Origin of the sequence: Mesorhizobium sp. SEMIA396 (genome assembly GCF_024518615.1) — a bacterium.
Taxonomy (GTDB): domain Bacteria; phylum Pseudomonadota; class Alphaproteobacteria; order Rhizobiales; family Rhizobiaceae; genus Mesorhizobium.
The window spans coordinates 849,258-868,272 of the sequence record NZ_JANIFC010000002.1 but is presented as its reverse complement, the minus strand read 5'-3'; the positions used below and the strand labels follow the sequence as shown (position 1 = coordinate 868,272).

Here is a 19,015-nt window from a genome sequence, read left to right as displayed (position 1 = left end):
GTTAGCTACCGCCCCTTGAAAAGTTTCAACTCTCATTTTCCGGAGAGTTTCAACTTTTTGTATTCATTCCGTTCCTGACCAAGCAGTTTCCTGCCTTCGCGGCGGCTGGCATCGGCGGAACGGACGGCTGCCAGGTTGACCGGCATATAGGTCTTCTGCAGCGCCTTGTTCTCATCGATCGAATTACCCATCTTGGCCGAGATCGCCTCGACCGATGCGCCGCCGGCGTTGGCCTCGACCGCGCCCGAACGCCGCATGTCCATGAGCCGGCGCTTTTCCCCAGCCCCGAACACCAGTTTGCGCAGGTCGGCGAAATCGTCGACGAGCGAGTCCTTGGTGTAGGGCACGCCGGCGCGCGGCCGGCCGCCCTTCGGTCCCGGTTCAAAGCCGCGCGAGCGGAAGATCGGCGCATCGTCGAGCAGCGTGACGCCGAGCGATTCGATGTAGGCCAGCACCAGGCGCTGGGTGCGCGGCGACAGCGTGCCGAAAGCCGCCTCGCCGCTCTTGGTGCGCGCGATGAGAAAACCCCATTCCTGCGCCGTCTGCATCGCCTGCGCCGGGGTCAGCGTGCGCACGTCGACCGGCGAGAAGCTGGTGTCCCACGCGACGGCGATGATGCAGGCGAGGCCGCGGTAGCCGGCGCGCCAGGCGCCCTTGACCATGCGCACCACTTCGCCTTCCGTCCACGTCTGGTGACGCGGCGGCGGCGTCTGGCGGCGGATCGCCTGCGAGGGGTCGGCCTTGGGCGGGCACAGCTTCATTCCGGCCATGACGTTGTAGAGCGACCGCCACGTCTTCATGGCGCGATAGGCGATGTCGACGCCCCTGACGCGCAGCAGGCGGCCATACCAGTCGTCGAGCAGCTCGAGCGTGATGTCGGCCGGCGGCAGGTCGGCGAAGTACGGCTCGATGAACGTCCAGCCACGTTCCCAGTCTTCACGCGTGCGCGGCGGCTTGCGCTTCCAGGCATCCATCTTACGATAGCGGGTAAAGGCGTCGCCGATCGAATCCTTCGGCCAGACATGCAGGCGCGGCGGCTCCCTGCCCTTGCGGAATTCCTGCCAGCGGTCTTCCCATTGCCTGGCAATCGCCCATGCATCCGGCCCATCCGTGCCGCAGGAGATGCATTCGAAGCCCGCCTCGACCATCTTCGGCGTCGGAAGCCAGTAGCCGTACTTGCCCTTGCGGATGACGTAGTGCTTCAGCTTGATCTTAGCCAAGGGTCGCCAGCCTCGCTCTTGCGATTTCGGCGCTAGACTGCGCGCCGGATCCTGATCCGGCAAGGCCAGAGCGCTTGTCCTGCCATGCGTCGATCGCCACCAGGTCGTAATTGCCGGTGATCGGGCAAGCCCGTGGAAAACCCTGATGCTGCAGCGCCGGCAGCAATTCCATGAATTCCGGCAGCGTCAGGTGCAGATAGCGCGCCGCCTTGATCGCCGGCACCAGGCGCGGCTGCACTGGGAAGCGGACGGATGACGGTTGTGGAGCATGAGTCTGTGTCATAGCAGGCTCCCCTGTCTTGGCGCTGCCTTTAACACCGGCACGGCATTGAGGTTGTCACGCCATCTGAAAAAGCCGAGGGCGCCTTTGACGGGGATGAACTCGTCAAGCAGCTCGACGTTGCGCAGAACAAATCCATAGCGACCGAAGAACCACGGGCTGGCGCTTTCAGCGACGCAATCGACTATGTCGACCGTTCCGACGATGCCGCCCCGCGGCAGTTCCTCGAATGCCGGCAGCATCAAGCCCGGCTTGAAAGGGTGCGTCAGACTAATCTCATGGATTGTGGCGAGGCAGTCTTCGTACTCGTCGCGCGTCATGCCCTTGGCGGCATGCAGACAGACACGGCCCCTGATCTTCGTCGGCCAGTCGCGGTTTTCGATATCCTTGCCACAGTGCATCATCGCCCATGGCCATGGCTGGCGGACGGAAATGGCGAGGTCGGGAAGCTCGATCATAGCAGCGCTCCCTGCTTTGGATCAGCGGGCCTTGCGCCGGCACCGAAGCCCTTGGCGCGAAGCTCCGCTATCTGCTCGAGCTTCACCTGGTCGCCTTTCAGCCGGGCGGTGTGCTCGACCGGGCCATATTTATCTGTCTCGATCGCGCCGGCTGCGACGGCCAGAGCACGCTTCGATTGAGCGATGTCGAAATGCTCCCACGTTGCATCCATGCCGGCGACGCCAAGCCCGGCCGGGCGCTGGAACCACTTGCGCTGGACGCCGATGCGGTCCGCCATGGCGAACAGTTCTGCGCGCGTGTCTGCCCACATGTGGCACATGAGAAGACGACCGAATGGATGTTTGGCGTTGTCGACGTAAACGCTCATAGCGCCAGTACCTCCCGCAGTTCGGGCATGGCGTTGTGCTCGACGCCGTCGAGCAACCGGCCGGCGGCTTTCTTGCCGACGTGTTCGACGAATTCGGCGCCAGCCTCGGGATAGAGTTCGTGCGGACGCGGCAGATGCGGGTGCGCGGCTAGACAGCGCCACCCCGATCGCGGGTTCCCGTAAGCAAGCTCTGGCGTCGATGGGCGCCACTCTCCCCACTGCTTGAAGAAAAACGGCACGCCGGCCGCTGCGCACTGCTCGCGGATTGACCGCGCCCAGGCCGGGTGCATTGCGCGGCTCTTATGACCGCTCTCGCCGCCGACTATGATCCAGTGGAGGCGGACGCCGGTGTCTGGCATCTCTTCGTCTGGCCTATGGCCATCGACAAACCAACTCCCGCGCAGCGCGTCGAGGTTAGGGAAGCCATACACCTGCTTGTCGACCGGAGGGCGCATGCGCGTAAAGTCGATTGGCCCAAGCAACGGCTCGGCGGAGACGAAGCGGATTGCTGCCGGCGTCGCCAGCAGATCCGGGATGCGCTCGTCGGCTTCCTGCTGGCGCTCGGCGGAGACGCCAAGCCAGACGTTCGGCAGCGGCATACGCACCGCATGCATTGCAGCATCGAAAACCCCGTCAGGATCCGTGCCGCCCCATAGATGAGCCGCAGCTTTGCCGACGATATCATCGCGGTTTGGAAGACTTCTTATGTATGACCGCATCCGCCTCGCGCGCTTGGTCAGCACCTGGAAGGTGTGATGCGGCGCCAGCGCCATGACGGCGAACACCTTGTCGATCCAGTCGTCGGGAACGTTCTCGTGGAAGAGATCGCCCATGGAGTTGACGAAGATGCGGCGCGGGGCGCGCCAGGCCAGCGGCTCCAAGACGATGTGGTTGGGCGCCATGGCCAGCTTGCCGGTCCAGATGGTGTTGCCGTTCACCTTGCGCGTCGTGCCGTTGTAATGCGGCGCGCCGGTCTGGCCCTTGGCCTGCAGCGCCTTCGTCATCGCCTCGATACGGGCGGCCATGCCCATGGCGTAGCAACGCGTACAGCCGGGCGAGACGATGGTGCAGCCGACGACAGGATTCCACGTCGCGTCGGTCCATTCGATGGCGGATTTGTCAGCCATCTCAATCCACCGTCGCAGCGTCGTTGCGTTCGAGCCATTGGGCTCGATTGTCGCCGAGGCGGCGATCCATTTCGGCTTCGCTCTCCGGGTGCAGATGCAGGTCGTTGACCAGCCGCAGATAGACCTGCGCCCACCAGCTGCGGATTACCTCGTCGGGATGCTTGAAGCCGACAATCTGAACCGCATGCAGGAAGTGCATCTGGAAATGGTGCGGCAACTCGTCGAGTGAGCGCAGATAGTCACCGACGATCTTGTCCATCGGCCCATACCATTCCTTGTATACCGGCCTGACCGTTGCCTCGTAGCTGGGGCCGGTGAACGAGCCGCCGTTGCGTTCGGCAGGGTCGGTCAGCGCCCGGCCGTCCATCGCCGAGAGCAGGACGCATCGGCGAAACCAGCGCAGCATGAACTTGCACGGATGATACTTGCCTATGCCGTCAGGGCCGCGAATAGCGGTGAGCAGCACGGTCTGCTGCATGAAGCTGATGCCTTGCACCCAAGGCTGCGTGACGGACTGGTTCATGAGCGCATTCCCACGTAAATCAGCCCTGCGCCGATGGCGCGGTGCCGGTGATGAAGAGGCCGAACAGCAGGCGCAGCATGCGGGTGTCGCTGCGGTCGGTGCAGTCGTCGCCGCAGCGGCATTCGGGAAAGTTCGGGCAGCGCACGCGGGGCTTCATCAGCGCAGCCCCACGGCGACGCTGACGAAAGCCAGCGCGAAGGTGAAGGCCGATGCCAGCGCGAGGCGTGTGTGCACGTTGGCCAGGGTGGCGCAGGCGCGGTCGAAACCGCCCTGCCCCAGTTCGGCCAGGATCTGCGATGGTTTCTGGCCGGCCATAAGCTGGCGGGAAATCCACGCTTCCATCTCGGCGGACTGGCCGGCCACCGCGATCAGACGTTCGGCGACGGTTTGCATGGCCGTCAGTCCAGCCTGTGGACGGCGCGCGACTTGGCGAGGTCCGCCGCTTCGTGGCCGTGTTCCTCGATCTGGGCGCGGGTGAAGCTGGAATGTTCGGCCAGGCTGTCGGCGGTGACCGCCGTGCCGTTCATGCCCATTTCCAGCATCTTATCGGCCATCAGCTCGACGATGCCTTGGGTGAAGACTGCGGGGGAAGTGGACAGCGAGCCGATGGGCGGTTGCTGGAAGGTGATCATAGGACTATCCTTTCTCGTTGGGGAAAATGCTGTGGGGGGGAACTATGGAGGGCGACACCAAGACTTGCCCGGAGTGCGCGGAAACAGTTCAGCGCGACGCGCGCATCTGCCGGTTCTGCCGGCATGACTTCGCCGGCAACGCGACGCGCGGACCTCCGGATGCGCCGGCAAAGAAGGCGCTCTCGAAATGGTTCATTATTCCGGCTCTCGCCGTGCTGGTGTGGGTTGGCCTGCACAAGGGCGGGAACCAGGCGGAAGCGCCGAAGGTCGCGGGCGCCGACATTTGCAAGGGCTGGAACGGCCAACAGGTTCTGGATCAGGCCAGGGACGCCGGCATCATTCGAGATATCCGGCGTAGCAGTATCGGGGCAATCAACGGTGCGTTTGTCGAAGTGGTCACGGCGCGATGGACGCTGGTCGGTACCAAGATACACGTCGGAATCGCAATGGCGGCCTATTGCCAGGTCGCCGCGGCCGACGGCACCGGCGTGGCCATGGTCAAAGGCAGCCTCGAGGAAGACCTCGGCTCTGTCGTTGACGGCAACTGGATGAGATAGCGACACGCCATGCCTCCATCGCGGGATTGCGAGTGGAGGTGACTATGCACATTGCATAATATCAAGTCAAAGGAAATTATACACAGAGCATAATTCGGCTTAAGCTCTCAATCTGAGTTGCCCCTGGATGCCGCCCTGCTTTTCGATGCGCCGGATAGCCGTCGCCGGGAAATAGGTGAAAATTTCGCCGACCCATGCAAGATGCACATTCTCGATGGCGGGTGCGTTCCACGAGATCAGGTTGACGCCGGTGGTGCCGCGCAGGATCGTCTTGATGAAGCGGCGGCCGTCAGTCGTGCGCACGGCTGCTTCCTCACCAAAGAAGCTTTCGGTCGACCTGCGCTGTTCCCTATAGACAATGATGATCACGCCGTTGCGAAACTGCGGAAGCATCGAATCACCCCGCACTTGCAACGCGATCATGTCGGCTGGCAGGGGGAAAGGAACCTCTATCTGTTCCATGCCCTCTTCCGGGACCTGTTCGAAATCCGGCTCAACCTCAGCGCCGGCGCCGACGTAGCCCATCAGCGGCACCAGCGACGGCATCGCCTCTGGCGCTTCGCCACGGCCGGTCAGAAGCCAGTCGATCGAGACCTTGAACCGACGCGCATATTGCGCTGCGGCCTGGTTGTCGAACGCCCGATTGCCATTTTCGTGCGACGCATAGGTCTGATAGGGGATGCCTAGCGAGGTTGCCGCCTCGCGCACGCTTCGGAAGCCGGCAGCGAGTCGGGAAGCCTTCAGTCTGTCGTGGATTTCTTCAGCCATGATATGCACTCTGAGGAATTTCATTATGCGCAGGGCATTGACAGGTGAGTATGCGTTGCGCATAACTGCGCGCCATGAACATCGCCGCACCGATCACTGGAGAGTCCGTCAAGGCCCTGCGCGCCAGTCGCAAGTGGACGCAGCAGCAGCTGGCGGATGAACTCGGCGTAGACCAGGCCACCGTCTCCCGGATCGAGACAGGTTCCGAGCCGAGCCGCCCTGTGAAGCGTTTGCTCGAGCGGTTGATCGCCAACCCGGCAGCGGAGGACGCGGCATGATTTCAGCGCTCCCGCTTCGCGAGTTGTCTTCGCAGATCAACCGCCAGGTCTCGCGCGGTTTCGCGCGGCAGCACCATGCGCGCGACGATGCGCAGTTCCGGGCCGTCGTAGCCGACGACCGGTACTTCATCGCACCCTGTCAGCCTGACGAACTCTTCGTGCGCATCGACATCGACGCTTGTGCAGAACGTGTCGAAGATGATGGTCGGTTCGGTCAGCTTGCTTCTGTCGGCCATCATCGTGCACCCGAGATTGCGGTGCCAGCATGAGCCAGCGCCTCGCCTCTCCTGCTCTTGCCGATCGTGGCGCACGGCTTGCCGGTGTCGGCTTCACCGAACGCCTCGTGCCGCGCCAGGCTGGCGCCGTCGACTATGAATTCCCCGCTGCGTTGGCCTCCCAAGCCGCAGCCGCGCCGTCCGGCTCCTCCCTGGGCGGCGCCCCCTTTGCCCATTTCACTGAATCCTCCTGCGCACTGCGTGCTTCGGAGGACGGGTCCTCCTGTCCGGCTAGCGTTCGTGCCGGCCAGGACAGCGCGCCGGCAGTTGATGCCTCTTCGGCCGGCGCGCCTGATCTTTCCAGCAACGCGATCCTGCTGCCCGACCATGTGATGGTGCTGGTGCGCGCGGTCGCCGCCTACGAGCGCTGCACGAACGCGCGCGCCGTCGCCCTGGCGCTGACCGAATACGCCACGATGATCGGCGCCGGGGTGTTGGCCCGTGCGGTGGCCGATCTGGATGACGATCTCGCCGGCGCGCATGCGCGCCGGGCGGCAAACCGATTTCGAGGTGGCGGACCATGAGTGCATCTGCTTGCGGGCCTCCGTGAACTGACGCCCGCACACTGAATCAAACCCCTTCCTGCCTGCACGGAATCTTTTCGCAAGAAAAATTCCTTGACGGCTTTGCTTTGTCCGGAAGCTGCCATGTCCAAGCTCGACCCTGCCCTTTTCCTGACCACGGCCGAAGATCGCATTCGGATCAAGGCGCGCACCGAGCAGCTGATCAAGCTCGCCGGCGGACCTGGCGTCTTCCAGCACGTCGCGGGCGTGCCGACCGACATGCTGTCGAAATACGGCTCCCGCTCGGAGCCGAACTTCATCAACGCCGCCGTCATCGTGGCACTCGATCGGCAGCTCGGCGCGCCGATGATGCTGGAAGAGCTGGCCAACATGCTCGGCTACACGCTCGTGCCGCTTGAACCGGAACCGCCGGCAGCCGTCGGGGTCGATGACCTGGCCGACGTGCACAAGGAAACCAGCGAGGCGGTGACATCGCTCGCGGCAGTCGTCGCCGGGCGTTCCGACATCGCCGCGGCAAAGCGGGCGGCGGTTCGCGAGATCGACGAAGGCATCAGCTCGCTCTACCGGGCGCGCCGGAAGGTGGCAGCGTGATGGCCAGCCTTGCCCGCCGTGACCCCGAAGAGCGCGCCGACAGCTTTTACCGGTTCTCGGTGAAGTGCGACCGGTTGACGAACCTCAAGATCGAAGCCGCCGCGCGCAAGGCGGGGGTCAGCTCTACGACCTTCGTGCAGCGGCACTTCGAAGCGATCGTTGACGAGCCGCCGGATGACACCGGCTTTTGCGCCGATGCGTTCGCCCGCCAGCACGGCGTTTCGAGCCAGGCCGCAAAGCTGTGGAACGTCATGCGCAGGGAAGCCAATGCCGCAGGCGTGGTGAGCGGCGGCCTGCGCGAGTTCGCCAGCGCCGCCAGGATCAGTGCCGGGCATGGCAGCGACTACATGGCCGAGCTGATCGACACCGGCCTAGTCACAACCGTGGTGCGACCGGCGTCGCGCAACCCCGGGTCCTATCGCATGGCGAAGGTGTCCTGATGTTCGACCGCCGCGCCCACATCGCAGAGCGTATCAACGCCGCCATCGATATCCGCGATGGCGGTTTCAGCACGCCGTGCTGGTTCTGGACTATGGGCGACAGCGGCACCGGTCGCGGCGGCGGCTATCCTCGCATGAAGCTGAACGACCGCACGGTCGCCGCTCACATAGTCAGCTTCACCAATGAATTCGGCTATGTGCCGCGCAACAAGCAGATCGACCACAAGTGCCACAACCGGCGCTGCGTCAATCCGGATCATCTGGAGATGGTCAGTCACATCGAAAACCAGAAACGGCGTGACGCCGCCAACGGCGTGGTGCGGCGGAAGCGCAGGCGGCGGAAGGCGGTGAAGAAATGAAGGCCCTCCCTGGGAAAATCCAAGTCGTCGACATGGCCACGGGTGAGGTGACCGAAGATCGGGAGGCCTCTTGTGGCCTCATGCCTCCCGCGTTGGACGCGTGTCATGTGTGCGGCCATCGTCCAGCGCACGGTTCAGACGAGCCGCACAACGCGCAAAGCCTCTACTACCAGTATGCGTTCTATGCCGATAACGGCCGCTGGCCGACCTGGCGAGACGCGATCGCGCACTGCTCGACGCCTGTTCGCGAGGGGTGGGAAGCGGAGCTTCGCAGGCGTGGCGTGTGGCCTGCCGAAGAGGTGGCCAAGTGAGCGACCTTCTAGCGCACCCGCTGGCCGAACTGTTTCCGATGCTGTCGGAGCAGGAAATGCACGAGATGGCCGACGACATCGTCACCTATGGCCAGCGCGAGCCGATCGTGCTGCTGGACGGCAAGATACTGGACGGGCGCAACCGCTATGCCGCGTGCGTTTTCGCCGAGGTCGAGCCGGTCTTGGTCGACTATGACGGCGATGATCCGCTCGGCTTCGTGCTGTCGCTGAACTTGCACCGCCGGCATCTGTCGGAGAGCCAACGCGCCATGGTGGCGGCGCGGCTGGTCGACTGGGATATCGGCATCAACCAGAGCACCGCCGGGTCAGCAAATTTGCCGACCCGGGAGGCAGCTAGACGGCTGTCGATTTCGGAACGCGCGGTGATCGCCGCCAAGCGCATTCGAGACCATGGTGCGGCCGAACTGATTGAGGCCATCCGCGACGGCCGGGTTTCCGTGCACGCCGGCGAGGCGCTGTCCGACCTGGCTGTCGAGGCGCAGCGTGAGGTGCTGGCGCGCGAGGAAAAGCACATCGTGGCGCGGGCGAAAGAGATCCGTGCCGAGCGGCAGAAGCTGCGCCACGCCGTGCGGCTGACGCATATGGACATGGTGCGGGCCAACGGCCGAGCCACGGCGCCGGGCAAGCTCAAGCGCACCTATCCGGTCGGCTATCTCGATTGTCCGTGGAAATATGGTGTCCGCTCGGAAGTGACGGGGCGCGAAAAGAGCGCCGAAAACCACTATCCGACGATGACGACCGACGAGATCATCGATCTGTTGAAACAGCTCGATCCGTTCAGCGAAAACGCCGTCATCTATTGCTGGGCGACCAACCCGATGCTGCTCGACGGGTTGCGGGTGCTGGCCGAGCTCGGCTTCACCTATGTGCATCACTGGATCTGGGACAAGGAAGTTGCCGGCACCGGCTATTGGGGCCGCGACCGTCACGAAATCCTGCTCATCGGCCGCCGCGGCGATGTCGCCGCGCCCTTGCCTGGCTCGCAGCCGGAGACGGTGCACCGCGAGCGCAAGACAAAGCATTCCGCCAAGCCGGATTTCTTCGCCGAGACGATCGAGCGGCTTTTCCCCGGAGTGGCCAAGATCGAACTGTTCTGCCGCGCGCCACGGCCGGGCTGGGATCATTGGGGCTTTGAGGTTGGAGATTTGCCGGAAGCGGCAGCCGAGAAGGTGGGCGGGGTTGCCAGTGCCTGCAGCGCCTTAGTCATGCGGAGAGAACTGGACGTGAACGCCAGCGAGAATGGCGTGACAGCCGGAGAGACGGGTAGCGACACCTGCGAGCGAGCAGCCGCCGAAAGTGGTGCGACAGCCGGAGAGACGGCACCTGTTTCCAAACGAGGGCGCCCGCGCAAGGCGGTGCCGGCATGACCGAATTTACGAAACATCTCGCCTTCGCCCGCGCCGACGCGCTTGAGCTGCGTAGCTTGCTCAAGCGGACTGAGGATATCCCGCCGGATCAAATGGCTGCTCACCTGGCGGCCCTGCGCGTTCAGCACGCGATGATTGGCCGTGATCTGGACAGGCTCCAGAAGGCGGTGCCCGCCTTCGCCAAGGCTACGGAGGGCAGGCCGGCATGACGATCCGTTACATGAACGTGCCTCTGGCGCCCGACTGGATGAAGATTGCGAAACGCTTCTTCGCCAGGATGATCACTGAGGGGGCGATCGATGCCGGACGGGAGAAACTGACAGGCTTCGAATGGGGCGTGTTCGCGCTCGAAGGAACGGGGCAGCGGTCAAAGCCGGTCGGCATGGCGATCTACTACCAGCCGGAAGGCCATGACCTGGTCTGGCTCGATCTGCTCTATGTCGAGCCGTCGCATCGTGGCCTCGGCATCGCCACGGCCCTGATCGAGCGCACGTCCGCAGCGGCTGCGACGATGGGCGCGGGGCGACTGGATTTCGGCGCGCTCTGTCACAACACCCGGATGTTCGCCCTGGCCGAGAAATGCGGCTTTGCCCAGATTGCGGTGCAGTTCGGGCGCGACATCAAGGCGGTGCCGGCATGAACGCGCTCGCCTCCGACGATCCCTACCTGACCTTCCTGCGCGGCAAGATGCAGCTGGCGAAAGCCGACGGCTTCGATGTAGCACTCGACGACATCAACCCGGCCGGTGCCCCGCATTGCCGGGCGATCGTGCGCTGGGCGCTGAAGGGCGGCAGCCGCGGCATCTTCGCGTCGTTCGGGCTGCACAAGACGTTCATGCAGATCGAGCTGATGCGCCTGATCGGCAAGTTCGCGCCCGGGCTGCGATTGATCGTCATTCCGTTGGGGGTGCGGCATGAGTTCTTCGCCGAGGCGGCGGAGCGGTTCCAGGGTGAATTCGGCGTCACGCTGAAATTCATCCGCAGCGATGCCGAGGTCGACAGCGCCGACACGATCTACCTGACCAATTATGAAAGCGTGCTGGCCGGCAAGATCGACGCGTCGCGCTTCGTTGCCGCCAGCCTGGACGAGGCGGCGGTGCTGCGCGGCTATGGCACCAAGACGTTCCAGACATTCCTGCCGCTGTTCAAGGCGGTGCGCTTCAAGTTCGTCGCCACGGCGACGCCGTCGCCGAACCGGACCAAGGAACTGATTCACTATGCCGGCTTCCTCGGCATCATGGACACCGGCCAGGCGCTGACGCGGTTCTTCCAGCGCAATTCGGAGACGGCCGGCGACCTGACGCTGTTCCCGCACAAGGAAGATGAGTTCTGGCTGTGGGTGCACAGCTGGGCGGTGTTCCTGCAATCGCCGTCGGATCTCGGCTTTCCCGACGACGGCTATGTGCTGCCGGCGGTGACGGTGAACTGGCACGAGGTGCCGATCGACCATTCGACGGCCGGTTACGACCGCGATGGGCAAGGCCTGCTGATCCGCAACACGGCGCTCGGCGTGGTGCAGGCCAGTGCCGCCAAGCGCGACAGCCTGGCAGCCCGCATCGACAAGATGAGCGCGCTGCTTGCCGAGGATCCTGCTTCGCACGCCCTGCTGTGGCACGACCTCGAGGATGAGCGGCGGGCGATCGAGGCGGTGGTGCCGGGCGTGCGCTCGATCTATGGCACGCAGGGGCTGGACCCGAACGAACAGAACGCCATCGGCTTCAAGGACGGCAAGTTCAAATACCTGGCCACCAAGCCGGAAATGTCGGGGGCCGGCAACAATTTCCAGAAACACTGCCACTGGGCGATCTTCGTCGGCGTCGGCTTCAAGTTCCATGACTTCATCCAGGCGGTGCACCGCATCGTGCGCTTCGGCCAGCTGCAGGAATGCCGCATCGACATCATCTTCTCGGAAGCCGAGCGCGAGGTGCGCCGCAACTTGGAAGGCAAATGGGCCGAGCATGAGCGGCTGATGGCGCGCATGGCGGAGATCATCCTCCGCTATGGACTCGACGGCCTGCCGCTCGACGACGTGCTATCACGCTCGATCGGCGTCGCTAGACGTGAAGAGCGCGGCGACATGTTCGTCATCGCCCACAATGATGCGGTGCTGGAGGCGCGCCAGACGGCAAGCGCCAGCGTCGGCGAGATCGTCACCTCGATCCCGTTCGCCAACCACTACGAATACACGGCGAGCTACAACGACTACGGCCACACCGACGACAACGACCATTTCTGGGCGCAGATGGACTTTTTGACGCCGGAGCTGCTGCGCATCCTGCAGCCCGGCCGGCTGGCCTGTATCCATGTCAAGGACCGGGTGCTGTTCGGCTCGGTGACCGGTGAAGGCGTGCCCACCGTGTCGCCGTTCCACGCCGAGGCGATCTTCCACTATCTGAAGCACGGCTTTCAGTACATCGGCATGATCACCATCGCCACCGACGTGGTGAAGGAGAACAACCAGACCTACCGGCTGACCTATTCCGAGATGATGAAGGACGCCACCAAGATGGGCGTCGGCTGTCCGGAATATGTGCTGCTGTTTCGCCGGCCGCAGAGCGACCTGTCGCGCGGCTATGCCGACCAGCCGGTGGCGCATGCAAAACCGCTGGTGGTTGCGGCCGATGGCCAGCACGAGCGCTGGAGCGATGGCGACCGCCGGCCGCAGGTGCCCGACAGCGGCTACACGCTGGCGCGCTGGCAGCTCGACGCGCACGCCTTCTGGCCGTCGTCAGGCGACCGGCTGCTGACCACCGATGAGCTTGTACGGCTCGGGCCGAAGCCGCTGCGGACGCTGTTCCAAAAAGTCTCGGAAGAGGCGATCTACGATTTCGAGATGCATGTGAAGCTGGGCGAGGAACTGGCCGCGCGCGACAGCCTGTCGAAGACCTACATGACGCTCGATCCGCCTTCGAAGCATCCGGCAATCTGGACGGACGTGGTGCGCATGCTGACGCTGAACGGGCAGCAGGCGTTCCGCAACCTGGAAAAGCATGTCTGCCCGCTGCAGTTCGACATCGTCGACCGGCTGATCGACCGCTACTCCAATCCCGGCGACATCGTCTACGACCCGTTCGGCGGGCTGATGACCGTGCCCTATCGCGCCATCCTGAAGGGCCGGCGCGGGCAGGCCTCCGAACTTTCCGACACCTATTTTCGCGACGGCACGCGCTACTGCCGCGAGGCGGAAGCCAAGCGCGCCGTGCCGACCATGTTCGACATGCTGGGCATTGATGAGATCGACCAGGCCGTCGAGGCGAAGGGCAAGCAGAAATATCGCGAGGCCGTGGCGGAAACGATCGCCGAGGCGCGAACCACCAACCGGCGCACGTTGCGGGCACTGCGTGATCGGTTGCTCACCCTGTCCGATGACGACCTTGCACGCGAATGGAACGGGTTCGACGACGGCTTGCTCTACGCCTACGGCGAGGATGGCGATGAGCTTGTGATCGGTGGCAATGTTGCGGAGGCGGCGGAGTGACCTTCCTTGGCTGCGAAACGATCTATGGCACCGACGGCGAGTATTCGACGCCGTACATGACCCGTCTATGGTTTGGCCGGCTGCGCCTGCACATCTTCCATCGTGGCGATGCCGATCCCAATCCTCATGACCATCCGTGGGATTTCTGGACGTTCCCGCTGACCAGCTACGTCGAGGAGTTCACGCTCCCGATACTCGAAAGTGATCGCGATCATGCCGAGTTGCCAATGGTGGCCCTCAAGATGGGATGGGCTACCAAGCGAAGGCTGGTTCGCGCGTTTCGCATCCACCACCGCAATGCCAGATACCTGCACAGGGTTCTGGGGCGCTTCTCAGGAGAATGGTGGCACGACTGGCCCGGGCGGGTGCGTGGAGCCCCGCCTCTGCCGTGTTTCGATGGGCGCAAGATCATCACCATCGTCTGGACTGGGCGACCATCACGAAAGTGGGGATTTTTCCGCTACCGTGACGGTACCTGGTGTTGGACGCCGTGGCGGGAATACATCTTTGGCGGCGGAAAGCACGCACCGTGCGAGCCGCCCCAATACGATCCCGATAAGAATTCAGCAGGTTGTTATGCAGCCGCGATCGAGGCGAAGCGGCTCCGAGGAGATGCACATTATCCCGAGCCGAAAGAGCGCGCACCGGATCCTGAGACCGAACGCCAGTTGAAGGAGCTGAAGCGTGCGCTTGACCGCAAGCTGCGGGAGGCCGGCAATGGCTGACCCGTTCGACCGCGACCGCTTCGCCGCAACCGTGCGCCGCCGTCTTGACGGCGTCTCTGTCCGCCAAGCTGTGGACGCCTTCCCTGCGCTCAACGTCGCCATGATCACACGGGCCAAGCAGAGCCGCTCAAACCTGACGGTGGGCAGCTTCCTGACCCTTTGCAAGGCGCTTCGACTGCGACCGATGGATTTCTATCTCGCCGATGTGAAACGCCGCCGTGTGACGCGGAAAACACTGCTTAGTCAACCTGTTACAGCATGCGTTCCATGTGAAACGCGGCATGAAGGCGATGCGCGATGACTGGTTCTTGGAAGGCCGAACAAGACCGCCAGTCGCAGGAATTGGCGGAGATCATCAATCGGGAGGATGGATGGATGACCGATTTCATGCTCCCGATCCTGCGCGAGTTGCACGATGCCGATGGTGATCGCGCGCGCGCCGACACCCTGCTCCGCATGCCCGATTCCGTGATCCTCAAATATCACGAGGTCATCGCAGCCGCCTGTCGCCGGGCTGGGTTCGAAGCCGGCTGGAACTTCGTCGCATTGCGGCTTTCGCTTGGTCTCGCCGTGCGCGATGCCGCAGGCATGCCGCCCGCTGATCTCGCCGCCAGTGCCGAACTGTTCCGCGCCGGCCTGGCTGAATTCGCGGGAGGTGCTTCATGACCGCGCTCGGCAGACAAGTCGATCCCCTTGCCCGCGCGCTGGCGCCCGTGGTGCGCGAAATGCTGATGGCGGAGGTCGAGCGAATAGCGGCTGCGATCCCGGCAGCAAAGCCGAGGACAATCAGCAAGGCCGATGACGACATCATGGAGGCGTGTCGCCAGGTTGCCGGCGCGGCCGACCGTTTGGCGCAGGCGAAGTTCGGTGCAGGCGAGATCGCCGCTCGTAAATCGCTGGAACGGGCGGCGAAGGTCTTGGGCCGCGCCATGCGCAAACACGGGCGCATGCCATGAACGCCGCCGTTCTCTCGCCCAACGCGACAAAGCTGCTCGCCATCCGCGAGTCACTCGCGGCCATCGCGCCGGCCGATTGGACGCGCGTGCATGGCGAGGCCGGAGCCTTCGTAGAGGCGCGCGGCGAGATGGGCGAATTGCTGGTGCTGCTGCGCTTCGATGCCGCGACGGTCGACGAGATCGACTTCGTCTGCAATGCGCCGGACACCGTGGCCTTCCTGCTGCGGCTGCTCGACGATGCGTTCGGCAAGATCCGTGACTTAAGGGGCGAGCCGGCGCCACGCCGCCAGATCGAGCAGCGCGGCGAACCGGCGGCGAGCGACGTGAAAAACTTCGCCGCCGAGTGCGGCATGAAGTGCCAGGAGCCGGCGTTCAAGGTGTTCCTGCATGAGCGGCATGGGCTGGAAAAGCCACTGACCGACGAGCGCGTGGCGCAAAAGGTGCGCAGCCTGCTCGGCGTGCAATCGCGAAAAGAACTCAACAATGGCGGGGCGGCAAGCGAAGCGTGGAAAGCGCTGCGCGCCAGCTTCGCCGCATGGCTGAAGGCGGAACGATGAACGCACCCTTTTCACTCGACAACCGGATGACGGTCGTTCTCTCCGCCGGCATGGGCGGTGGCTGCGATGGGCTGGTGCGGCATGCCTTTGCGGAGGCTGCGGAATGAGCGAAGTCCTCTTCTACGTCGGACTACACCAGCCATCCGATGGTCAGCATTTCGGCCGCGCTTGTATCAGCTGGCGGCGGTTGCTCGGCCGCAAAAAGCCGCTCGGTTGCGGCGAGGTGCTGATCGATAGCGGTGCTTTTACCGAGGTGGTTAAGCATGGCGGCTATCGCAGCAGCGTGGCCGAATACGCCGCCGCACTGCGCCGTCTTCATGCCGATGGCGTCGCCACCATCGTTGGCGCCGTGGCGCAGGATTACATGTGCGAGCCGATTGCGCTGGAAAGCACCGGCCTGACCATAATCGAACACCAGAAGCTGACCATCGAGCGCTACGACTTACTGGTCGCGGAAGATTTGCCGTTTCCGATCCTGCCGGTCCTGCAGGGCTATGCGCCCGAGGACTATGTCCGGCACATCGAGATGTATGGCGACCGGCTGAAACCCGACATGTGGGTCGGTGTCGGCTCGGTGTGCAAGCGCAATGGCGACCCGGCACGCATCGTCGAGGTGCTGAGCGCCATCCATGCCGCGCGGGCCGATCTGCGGCTGCATGGCTTCGGCATCAAGCTCACCGCGCTCAGCCATCCCGGCGTCAGAGCCCTGCTCTACAGCGCCGACAGCATGGCCTGGAGCGATGCGGCGCGCAAACAAGGCCGTAATGCCAATTCCTGGACCGAAGCAGCTCGCTACTGTGATGCTGTCGGAATTGCCATCGCGCTACCTCCTGCCCCTTGGCAGATGCCGTTGCCGCTGTCCAATCGGAGGGCGGCATGAGCGAGGAAGCCACCATCCGGCGCGGCGTCCGCAATGCCCGCTACACCACGGTGCCGAACCACGTGTTCGAAGATGTGCGCCTCTCCATGGAGGCGCGCTGGCTGCTGGGCTATCTCCTGTCGAAGCCGGACAACTGGACCGTCATTCTCGGCGACATCGCCAGGCGCGGCGGCTGCGGGCGCGACAAGGCGCGCAAGATCGTCAACGAGTTGGTCAAGCACGGCTATGCCGACAAGGAACAGGAGCGCGAAGACGGGCGATTCGGCAAGCTTTCGCTGGTCATCTTCGACGAGCCGCGCGAGCTTCGCGACAGTGCCGCCGGCGAAGGTGTTGCATCTTTGCCGCAGACTGAAAACCCGTCGACGGTGATGCCGTCGACGGTGAATCCAACACTAGTAAATACTGATGGTTTAGCAAAACCTGACAGTAGTTTTGAGAGAGAGCGCGAGCGCGAGGATCGACGAAGATCAGAGGCGCTTTTCTACAAATCGTTCAAGGGATGGGACCGTTTCGACGTCTCGCCCAAGCCGCCGATGCTGGCCGAGTGGTTCAAGCTTTCCGCCGCCGACCAAGCCGAGTGCGCACCGTGCGTGCCGCTGTTCCTGGCCGAGTGCCGCAAGGCCGGCGTCAAGCAGGCCTGCGCCGTGGCCACCTTCATCAAGGACCGCATGTGGGTGCCGTTCCTGCCGCGTCTGGCCGCAGCGACGGCGCCGGCGCAAGAAGCCACCGCGGCACCCTTCGGCAAGCTGTGGCAGGCAGCCCGGATGAAGCAACTGCTGACCGGGCCGAAAGCCGCCATGCCGCCAATGACGCGGTTCCAGCAGGACGCAATTGCGGCCGGCACCATGGACGGCGAAGCGCTGCAGCTGGAGCGTCAGGCCAAGCACGGATGGCCAGCGGTGAACGCCATGCACGACCGTGCCCGCTTCGGCGGTGGCGTGACGGTGGCGGCAACGCTGCAGCCCTTGGCCGAGATGATGGAGCAGGTCCGTGTCGGCACCGATCGCTGGACGGAGTGGGAGGTCGAGCACCATCGGCGCGGCTGGCCCTGGCTGCCTGCACCGGGACACGTCGAATGGGTGTGGATGCCGGCTGGCGGGCCGGCAGGATTGGAAACGTTTGAACAAGCGGTGCGAGGAAACCATGATGCGGGCGGACGTGAAGCGGCTGAGTGATGCGGAAGTGATCAATCTCGACCGCTGCTATGCCGAATCGGACAGGCAGCAGGGCATGAGCCGAAGGGCACAAGCGCTGCTGGCGGGAGCCGGCGAATCAGGACCGGTGCGCTGCTGGTACGTTCTTCGCGTTTCGGTTGGTCATGAAAATGCTGTGGATGAAGCTCTGCGGAAACTCTTCGTGGAAACGTGGTTGCCGGTCGACAGCACACAGCCCAAGCGCCGCGGAGGTCGTTCCAAGGCCAAGCGGGAAGAACAGGACAACCCTGCTTTGCCCGGTTATCTGATGATCTACGTCTCGGACACCGACCGTGTTCTGATCGGCATCAAGGCAGTGGATGAGGTTGTCGACATCGTCGGCGGATGGATGCAGCCAAAGCCTGTTTCGGAAAGCGATATCAATGGCTTTCGTGCTTTCCTCAAGCTCTCAGAGCGTGAGCGCCGCAAGCTTGCAGCCGAGGAGATGAAGAGGCGCAAGCCTATAGCCGAAGGTGATCGAGTGACGGTGACCGATGGCGCATTGGCTGGTCGCAAAGGCACGGTATCGCGGGAGGCTAATGACGCCTCCCTCTGGGTCGACATAATGCTGTTCGGCGGCACCGTGTCGGCGATGATCCCCCTTGCGAATCTCAGCAAGACAGAATAGCGAGTCCGTCCTAGGACGATCCGAACCGTGAAGCACATTCGCTTCCGAGGCTGTGTTCGCACCCATCCCAGTGAGGATGAGGGAAGCGCCAGGCGGACCCAGGTGAAGCGAGCAGCTTCACCGCAATGGAAAAGATTCCAGACAATGAGCAGCAACACAGCGCCTTGGCGGCGCTGGTATAAGACCGCACGCTGGCAGCAGGTGCGGCAGCGCATCCTGCTTCGCGACATGTACACCTGCCGCAAGACAGGCGTGCTGCTGATCGGCAAGCACCCTGCCCCGAACAGCCCAGTCATCCACCACGACAAGGAACATCGTGGCGACGAGGTGCTGTTCTGGGATGAAGACAACCTGATAGCCGTGTCCAAGGAATGGCACGACAGCGAAGCGCAGAAGGCCGAGCAGGTCAGCCTGCAACATCGAGGCGTCTGGTACTGACCATCGCCGACCAACCGGGGGGGCGGGTCGAAAGTCCGGAAGCCCCTCCCCGCCGGACCCGC

General features: G+C 63.8%; 31 protein-coding genes. 20 read left to right on the top strand and 11 right to left on the bottom strand.

From position 1 onward, the window contains the following. Positions 1-32: 32 nt before the first annotated feature. Genes NP503_RS09295 through NP503_RS09255 form a run of 9 tightly spaced genes read right to left on the bottom strand, consistent with a single transcriptional unit; the run spans position 33 to position 4,608 of the window. Positions 33-1,220, bottom strand: a complete 1,188-nt coding sequence (locus NP503_RS09295; protein WP_127267955.1) for a hypothetical protein — start codon at positions 1,218-1,220, stop codon at positions 33-35. Next, entirely contained in the window at positions 1,213-1,503 is a 291-nt protein-coding gene (locus tag NP503_RS09290; RefSeq protein ID WP_127267954.1) for a hypothetical protein, read from the bottom strand. Before NP503_RS09290 ends, NP503_RS09295 begins: the two co-directional genes overlap by 8 nt. After that, positions 1,500-1,958, bottom strand: a complete 459-nt coding sequence (locus NP503_RS09285; RefSeq protein ID WP_127267953.1) for an ASCH domain-containing protein — start codon at positions 1,956-1,958, stop codon at positions 1,500-1,502. Before NP503_RS09285 ends, NP503_RS09290 begins: the two co-directional genes overlap by 4 nt. After that, positions 1,955-2,326: a DUF4031 domain-containing protein gene (locus tag NP503_RS09280; protein ID WP_127267952.1), complete on the bottom strand. Its 372-nt coding sequence runs from the start codon at positions 2,324-2,326 to the stop codon at positions 1,955-1,957. Before NP503_RS09280 ends, NP503_RS09285 begins: the two co-directional genes overlap by 4 nt. Further along, complete coding sequence (locus NP503_RS09275; protein WP_127267951.1) at positions 2,323-3,453, bottom strand: DUF5131 family protein; 1,131 nt, start codon at positions 3,451-3,453, stop codon at positions 2,323-2,325. Before NP503_RS09275 ends, NP503_RS09280 begins: the two co-directional genes overlap by 4 nt. Before the next feature lies 1 nt (position 3,454). Further along, positions 3,455-3,976: a hypothetical protein gene (locus tag NP503_RS09270; RefSeq protein WP_127267950.1), complete on the bottom strand. Its 522-nt coding sequence runs from the start codon at positions 3,974-3,976 to the stop codon at positions 3,455-3,457. Between the two features lie 19 nt (positions 3,977-3,995). After that, positions 3,996-4,133: a hypothetical protein gene (locus NP503_RS09265; protein ID WP_164748670.1), complete on the bottom strand. Its 138-nt coding sequence runs from the start codon at positions 4,131-4,133 to the stop codon at positions 3,996-3,998. Beyond that, positions 4,133-4,369 carry a hypothetical protein gene (locus NP503_RS09260; RefSeq protein ID WP_127267949.1) on the bottom strand — a complete coding sequence of 79 codons (237 nt, stop codon included), beginning with the start codon at positions 4,367-4,369 and terminating at the stop codon, positions 4,133-4,135. The genes NP503_RS09265 and NP503_RS09260 overlap by 1 nt, the downstream gene beginning before the upstream one ends. Positions 4,370-4,374: 5 nt before the next feature. Further along, positions 4,375-4,608 (bottom strand): hypothetical protein, encoded by a 234-nt coding sequence (locus NP503_RS09255; RefSeq protein WP_127267948.1) that lies wholly within the window; start codon positions 4,606-4,608, stop codon positions 4,375-4,377. Between the two features lie 44 nt (positions 4,609-4,652). Between NP503_RS09255 and NP503_RS09250 the strand changes: the two genes are divergently transcribed. Continuing rightward, positions 4,653-5,165, top strand: coding sequence for a zinc ribbon domain-containing protein (locus tag NP503_RS09250; protein WP_127267947.1), 513 nt, complete (start codon positions 4,653-4,655; stop codon positions 5,163-5,165). A gap of 99 nt (positions 5,166-5,264) precedes the next feature. On the opposite strand, the gene NP503_RS09245 is transcribed toward NP503_RS09250, so the two are convergent. Beyond that, positions 5,265-5,933 carry an XRE family transcriptional regulator gene (locus NP503_RS09245; RefSeq protein WP_164748671.1) on the bottom strand — a complete coding sequence of 223 codons (669 nt, stop codon included), beginning with the start codon at positions 5,931-5,933 and terminating at the stop codon, positions 5,265-5,267. A gap of 74 nt (positions 5,934-6,007) precedes the next feature. Here NP503_RS09245 and NP503_RS09240 point away from each other — a divergent pair, with 74 nt between their 5' ends. Next, entirely contained in the window at positions 6,008-6,211 is a 204-nt protein-coding gene (locus tag NP503_RS09240; RefSeq protein ID WP_127267945.1) for a helix-turn-helix transcriptional regulator, read from the top strand. Between the two features lie 2 nt (positions 6,212-6,213). Here the strand turns inward: NP503_RS09240 and NP503_RS09235 are convergent, their stop codons facing one another. Beyond that, positions 6,214-6,450, bottom strand: coding sequence for a hypothetical protein (locus tag NP503_RS09235; protein ID WP_127269939.1), 237 nt, complete (start codon positions 6,448-6,450; stop codon positions 6,214-6,216). Between the two features lie 26 nt (positions 6,451-6,476). Between NP503_RS09235 and NP503_RS09230 the strand changes: the two genes are divergently transcribed. The 18 genes from NP503_RS09230 to NP503_RS09145 all read left to right on the top strand — a co-directional run bounded on the left by NP503_RS09230 (position 6,477) and on the right by NP503_RS09145 (position 18,953). Next, positions 6,477-7,010 carry a hypothetical protein gene (locus NP503_RS09230; protein ID WP_127267943.1) on the top strand — a complete coding sequence of 178 codons (534 nt, stop codon included), beginning with the start codon at positions 6,477-6,479 and terminating at the stop codon, positions 7,008-7,010. A gap of 123 nt (positions 7,011-7,133) precedes the next feature. Beyond that, positions 7,134-7,601 (top strand): hypothetical protein, encoded by a 468-nt coding sequence (locus NP503_RS09225; RefSeq protein ID WP_127267942.1) that lies wholly within the window; start codon positions 7,134-7,136, stop codon positions 7,599-7,601. Next, the gene (locus tag NP503_RS09220) at positions 7,601-8,041 is read left to right on the top strand and encodes a hypothetical protein (protein WP_127269937.1); all 441 of its coding nucleotides are present in this window, start codon (positions 7,601-7,603) and stop codon (positions 8,039-8,041) included. Before NP503_RS09225 ends, NP503_RS09220 begins: the two co-directional genes overlap by 1 nt. Further along, positions 8,041-8,400 carry an HNH endonuclease signature motif containing protein gene (locus NP503_RS09215; RefSeq protein WP_127266761.1) on the top strand — a complete coding sequence of 120 codons (360 nt, stop codon included), beginning with the start codon at positions 8,041-8,043 and terminating at the stop codon, positions 8,398-8,400. Before NP503_RS09220 ends, NP503_RS09215 begins: the two co-directional genes overlap by 1 nt. Next, complete coding sequence (locus NP503_RS09210) at positions 8,397-8,711, top strand: hypothetical protein (protein ID WP_127266762.1); 315 nt, start codon at positions 8,397-8,399, stop codon at positions 8,709-8,711. The genes NP503_RS09215 and NP503_RS09210 overlap by 4 nt, the downstream gene beginning before the upstream one ends. A gap of 38 nt (positions 8,712-8,749) precedes the next feature. After that, positions 8,750-10,099, top strand: a complete 1,350-nt coding sequence (locus tag NP503_RS09205) for an MT-A70 family methyltransferase (RefSeq protein WP_127266782.1) — start codon at positions 8,750-8,752, stop codon at positions 10,097-10,099. Next, a complete protein-coding gene (locus NP503_RS09200) occupies positions 10,096-10,308 on the top strand; it encodes a hypothetical protein (protein ID WP_127266763.1) in 213 nt (70 codons plus the stop codon). Before NP503_RS09205 ends, NP503_RS09200 begins: the two co-directional genes overlap by 4 nt. Continuing rightward, entirely contained in the window at positions 10,305-10,739 is a 435-nt protein-coding gene (locus NP503_RS09195; RefSeq protein ID WP_127266764.1) for an N-acetyltransferase, read from the top strand. Before NP503_RS09200 ends, NP503_RS09195 begins: the two co-directional genes overlap by 4 nt. Beyond that, the gene (locus NP503_RS09190) at positions 10,736-13,576 is read left to right on the top strand and encodes a DNA methyltransferase (RefSeq protein WP_127266765.1); all 2,841 of its coding nucleotides are present in this window, start codon (positions 10,736-10,738) and stop codon (positions 13,574-13,576) included. The genes NP503_RS09195 and NP503_RS09190 overlap by 4 nt, the downstream gene beginning before the upstream one ends. Next, on the top strand, positions 13,573-14,301 hold the full coding sequence (locus NP503_RS09185) for a hypothetical protein (protein ID WP_127266766.1): 729 nt from the start codon (positions 13,573-13,575) through the stop codon (positions 14,299-14,301). Before NP503_RS09190 ends, NP503_RS09185 begins: the two co-directional genes overlap by 4 nt. Further along, complete coding sequence (locus NP503_RS09180) at positions 14,294-14,602, top strand: hypothetical protein (protein WP_127266767.1); 309 nt, start codon at positions 14,294-14,296, stop codon at positions 14,600-14,602. The genes NP503_RS09185 and NP503_RS09180 overlap by 8 nt, the downstream gene beginning before the upstream one ends. Then, a complete protein-coding gene (locus tag NP503_RS09175) occupies positions 14,599-14,967 on the top strand; it encodes a hypothetical protein (RefSeq protein ID WP_236383315.1) in 369 nt (122 codons plus the stop codon). Before NP503_RS09180 ends, NP503_RS09175 begins: the two co-directional genes overlap by 4 nt. Next, positions 14,964-15,257, top strand: a complete 294-nt coding sequence (locus NP503_RS09170) for a hypothetical protein (protein ID WP_127266768.1) — start codon at positions 14,964-14,966, stop codon at positions 15,255-15,257. Before NP503_RS09175 ends, NP503_RS09170 begins: the two co-directional genes overlap by 4 nt. After that, positions 15,254-15,814, top strand: a complete 561-nt coding sequence (locus NP503_RS09165) for a hypothetical protein (RefSeq protein ID WP_127266769.1) — start codon at positions 15,254-15,256, stop codon at positions 15,812-15,814. The genes NP503_RS09170 and NP503_RS09165 overlap by 4 nt, the downstream gene beginning before the upstream one ends. Before the next feature lie 103 nt (positions 15,815-15,917). Continuing rightward, entirely contained in the window at positions 15,918-16,694 is a 777-nt protein-coding gene (locus tag NP503_RS09160) for a hypothetical protein (RefSeq protein ID WP_127266770.1), read from the top strand. Next, positions 16,691-17,869 (top strand): helix-turn-helix domain-containing protein, encoded by a 1,179-nt coding sequence (locus tag NP503_RS09155; protein WP_127266771.1) that lies wholly within the window; start codon positions 16,691-16,693, stop codon positions 17,867-17,869. Before NP503_RS09160 ends, NP503_RS09155 begins: the two co-directional genes overlap by 4 nt. Next, positions 17,841-18,515, top strand: a complete 675-nt coding sequence (locus tag NP503_RS09150; protein WP_164748672.1) for a transcription termination/antitermination protein NusG — start codon at positions 17,841-17,843, stop codon at positions 18,513-18,515. Before NP503_RS09155 ends, NP503_RS09150 begins: the two co-directional genes overlap by 29 nt. Before the next feature lie 144 nt (positions 18,516-18,659). Next, complete coding sequence (locus NP503_RS09145) at positions 18,660-18,953, top strand: HNH endonuclease (RefSeq protein WP_127266773.1); 294 nt, start codon at positions 18,660-18,662, stop codon at positions 18,951-18,953. The last annotated feature ends 62 nt before the right edge of the window (positions 18,954-19,015 follow it).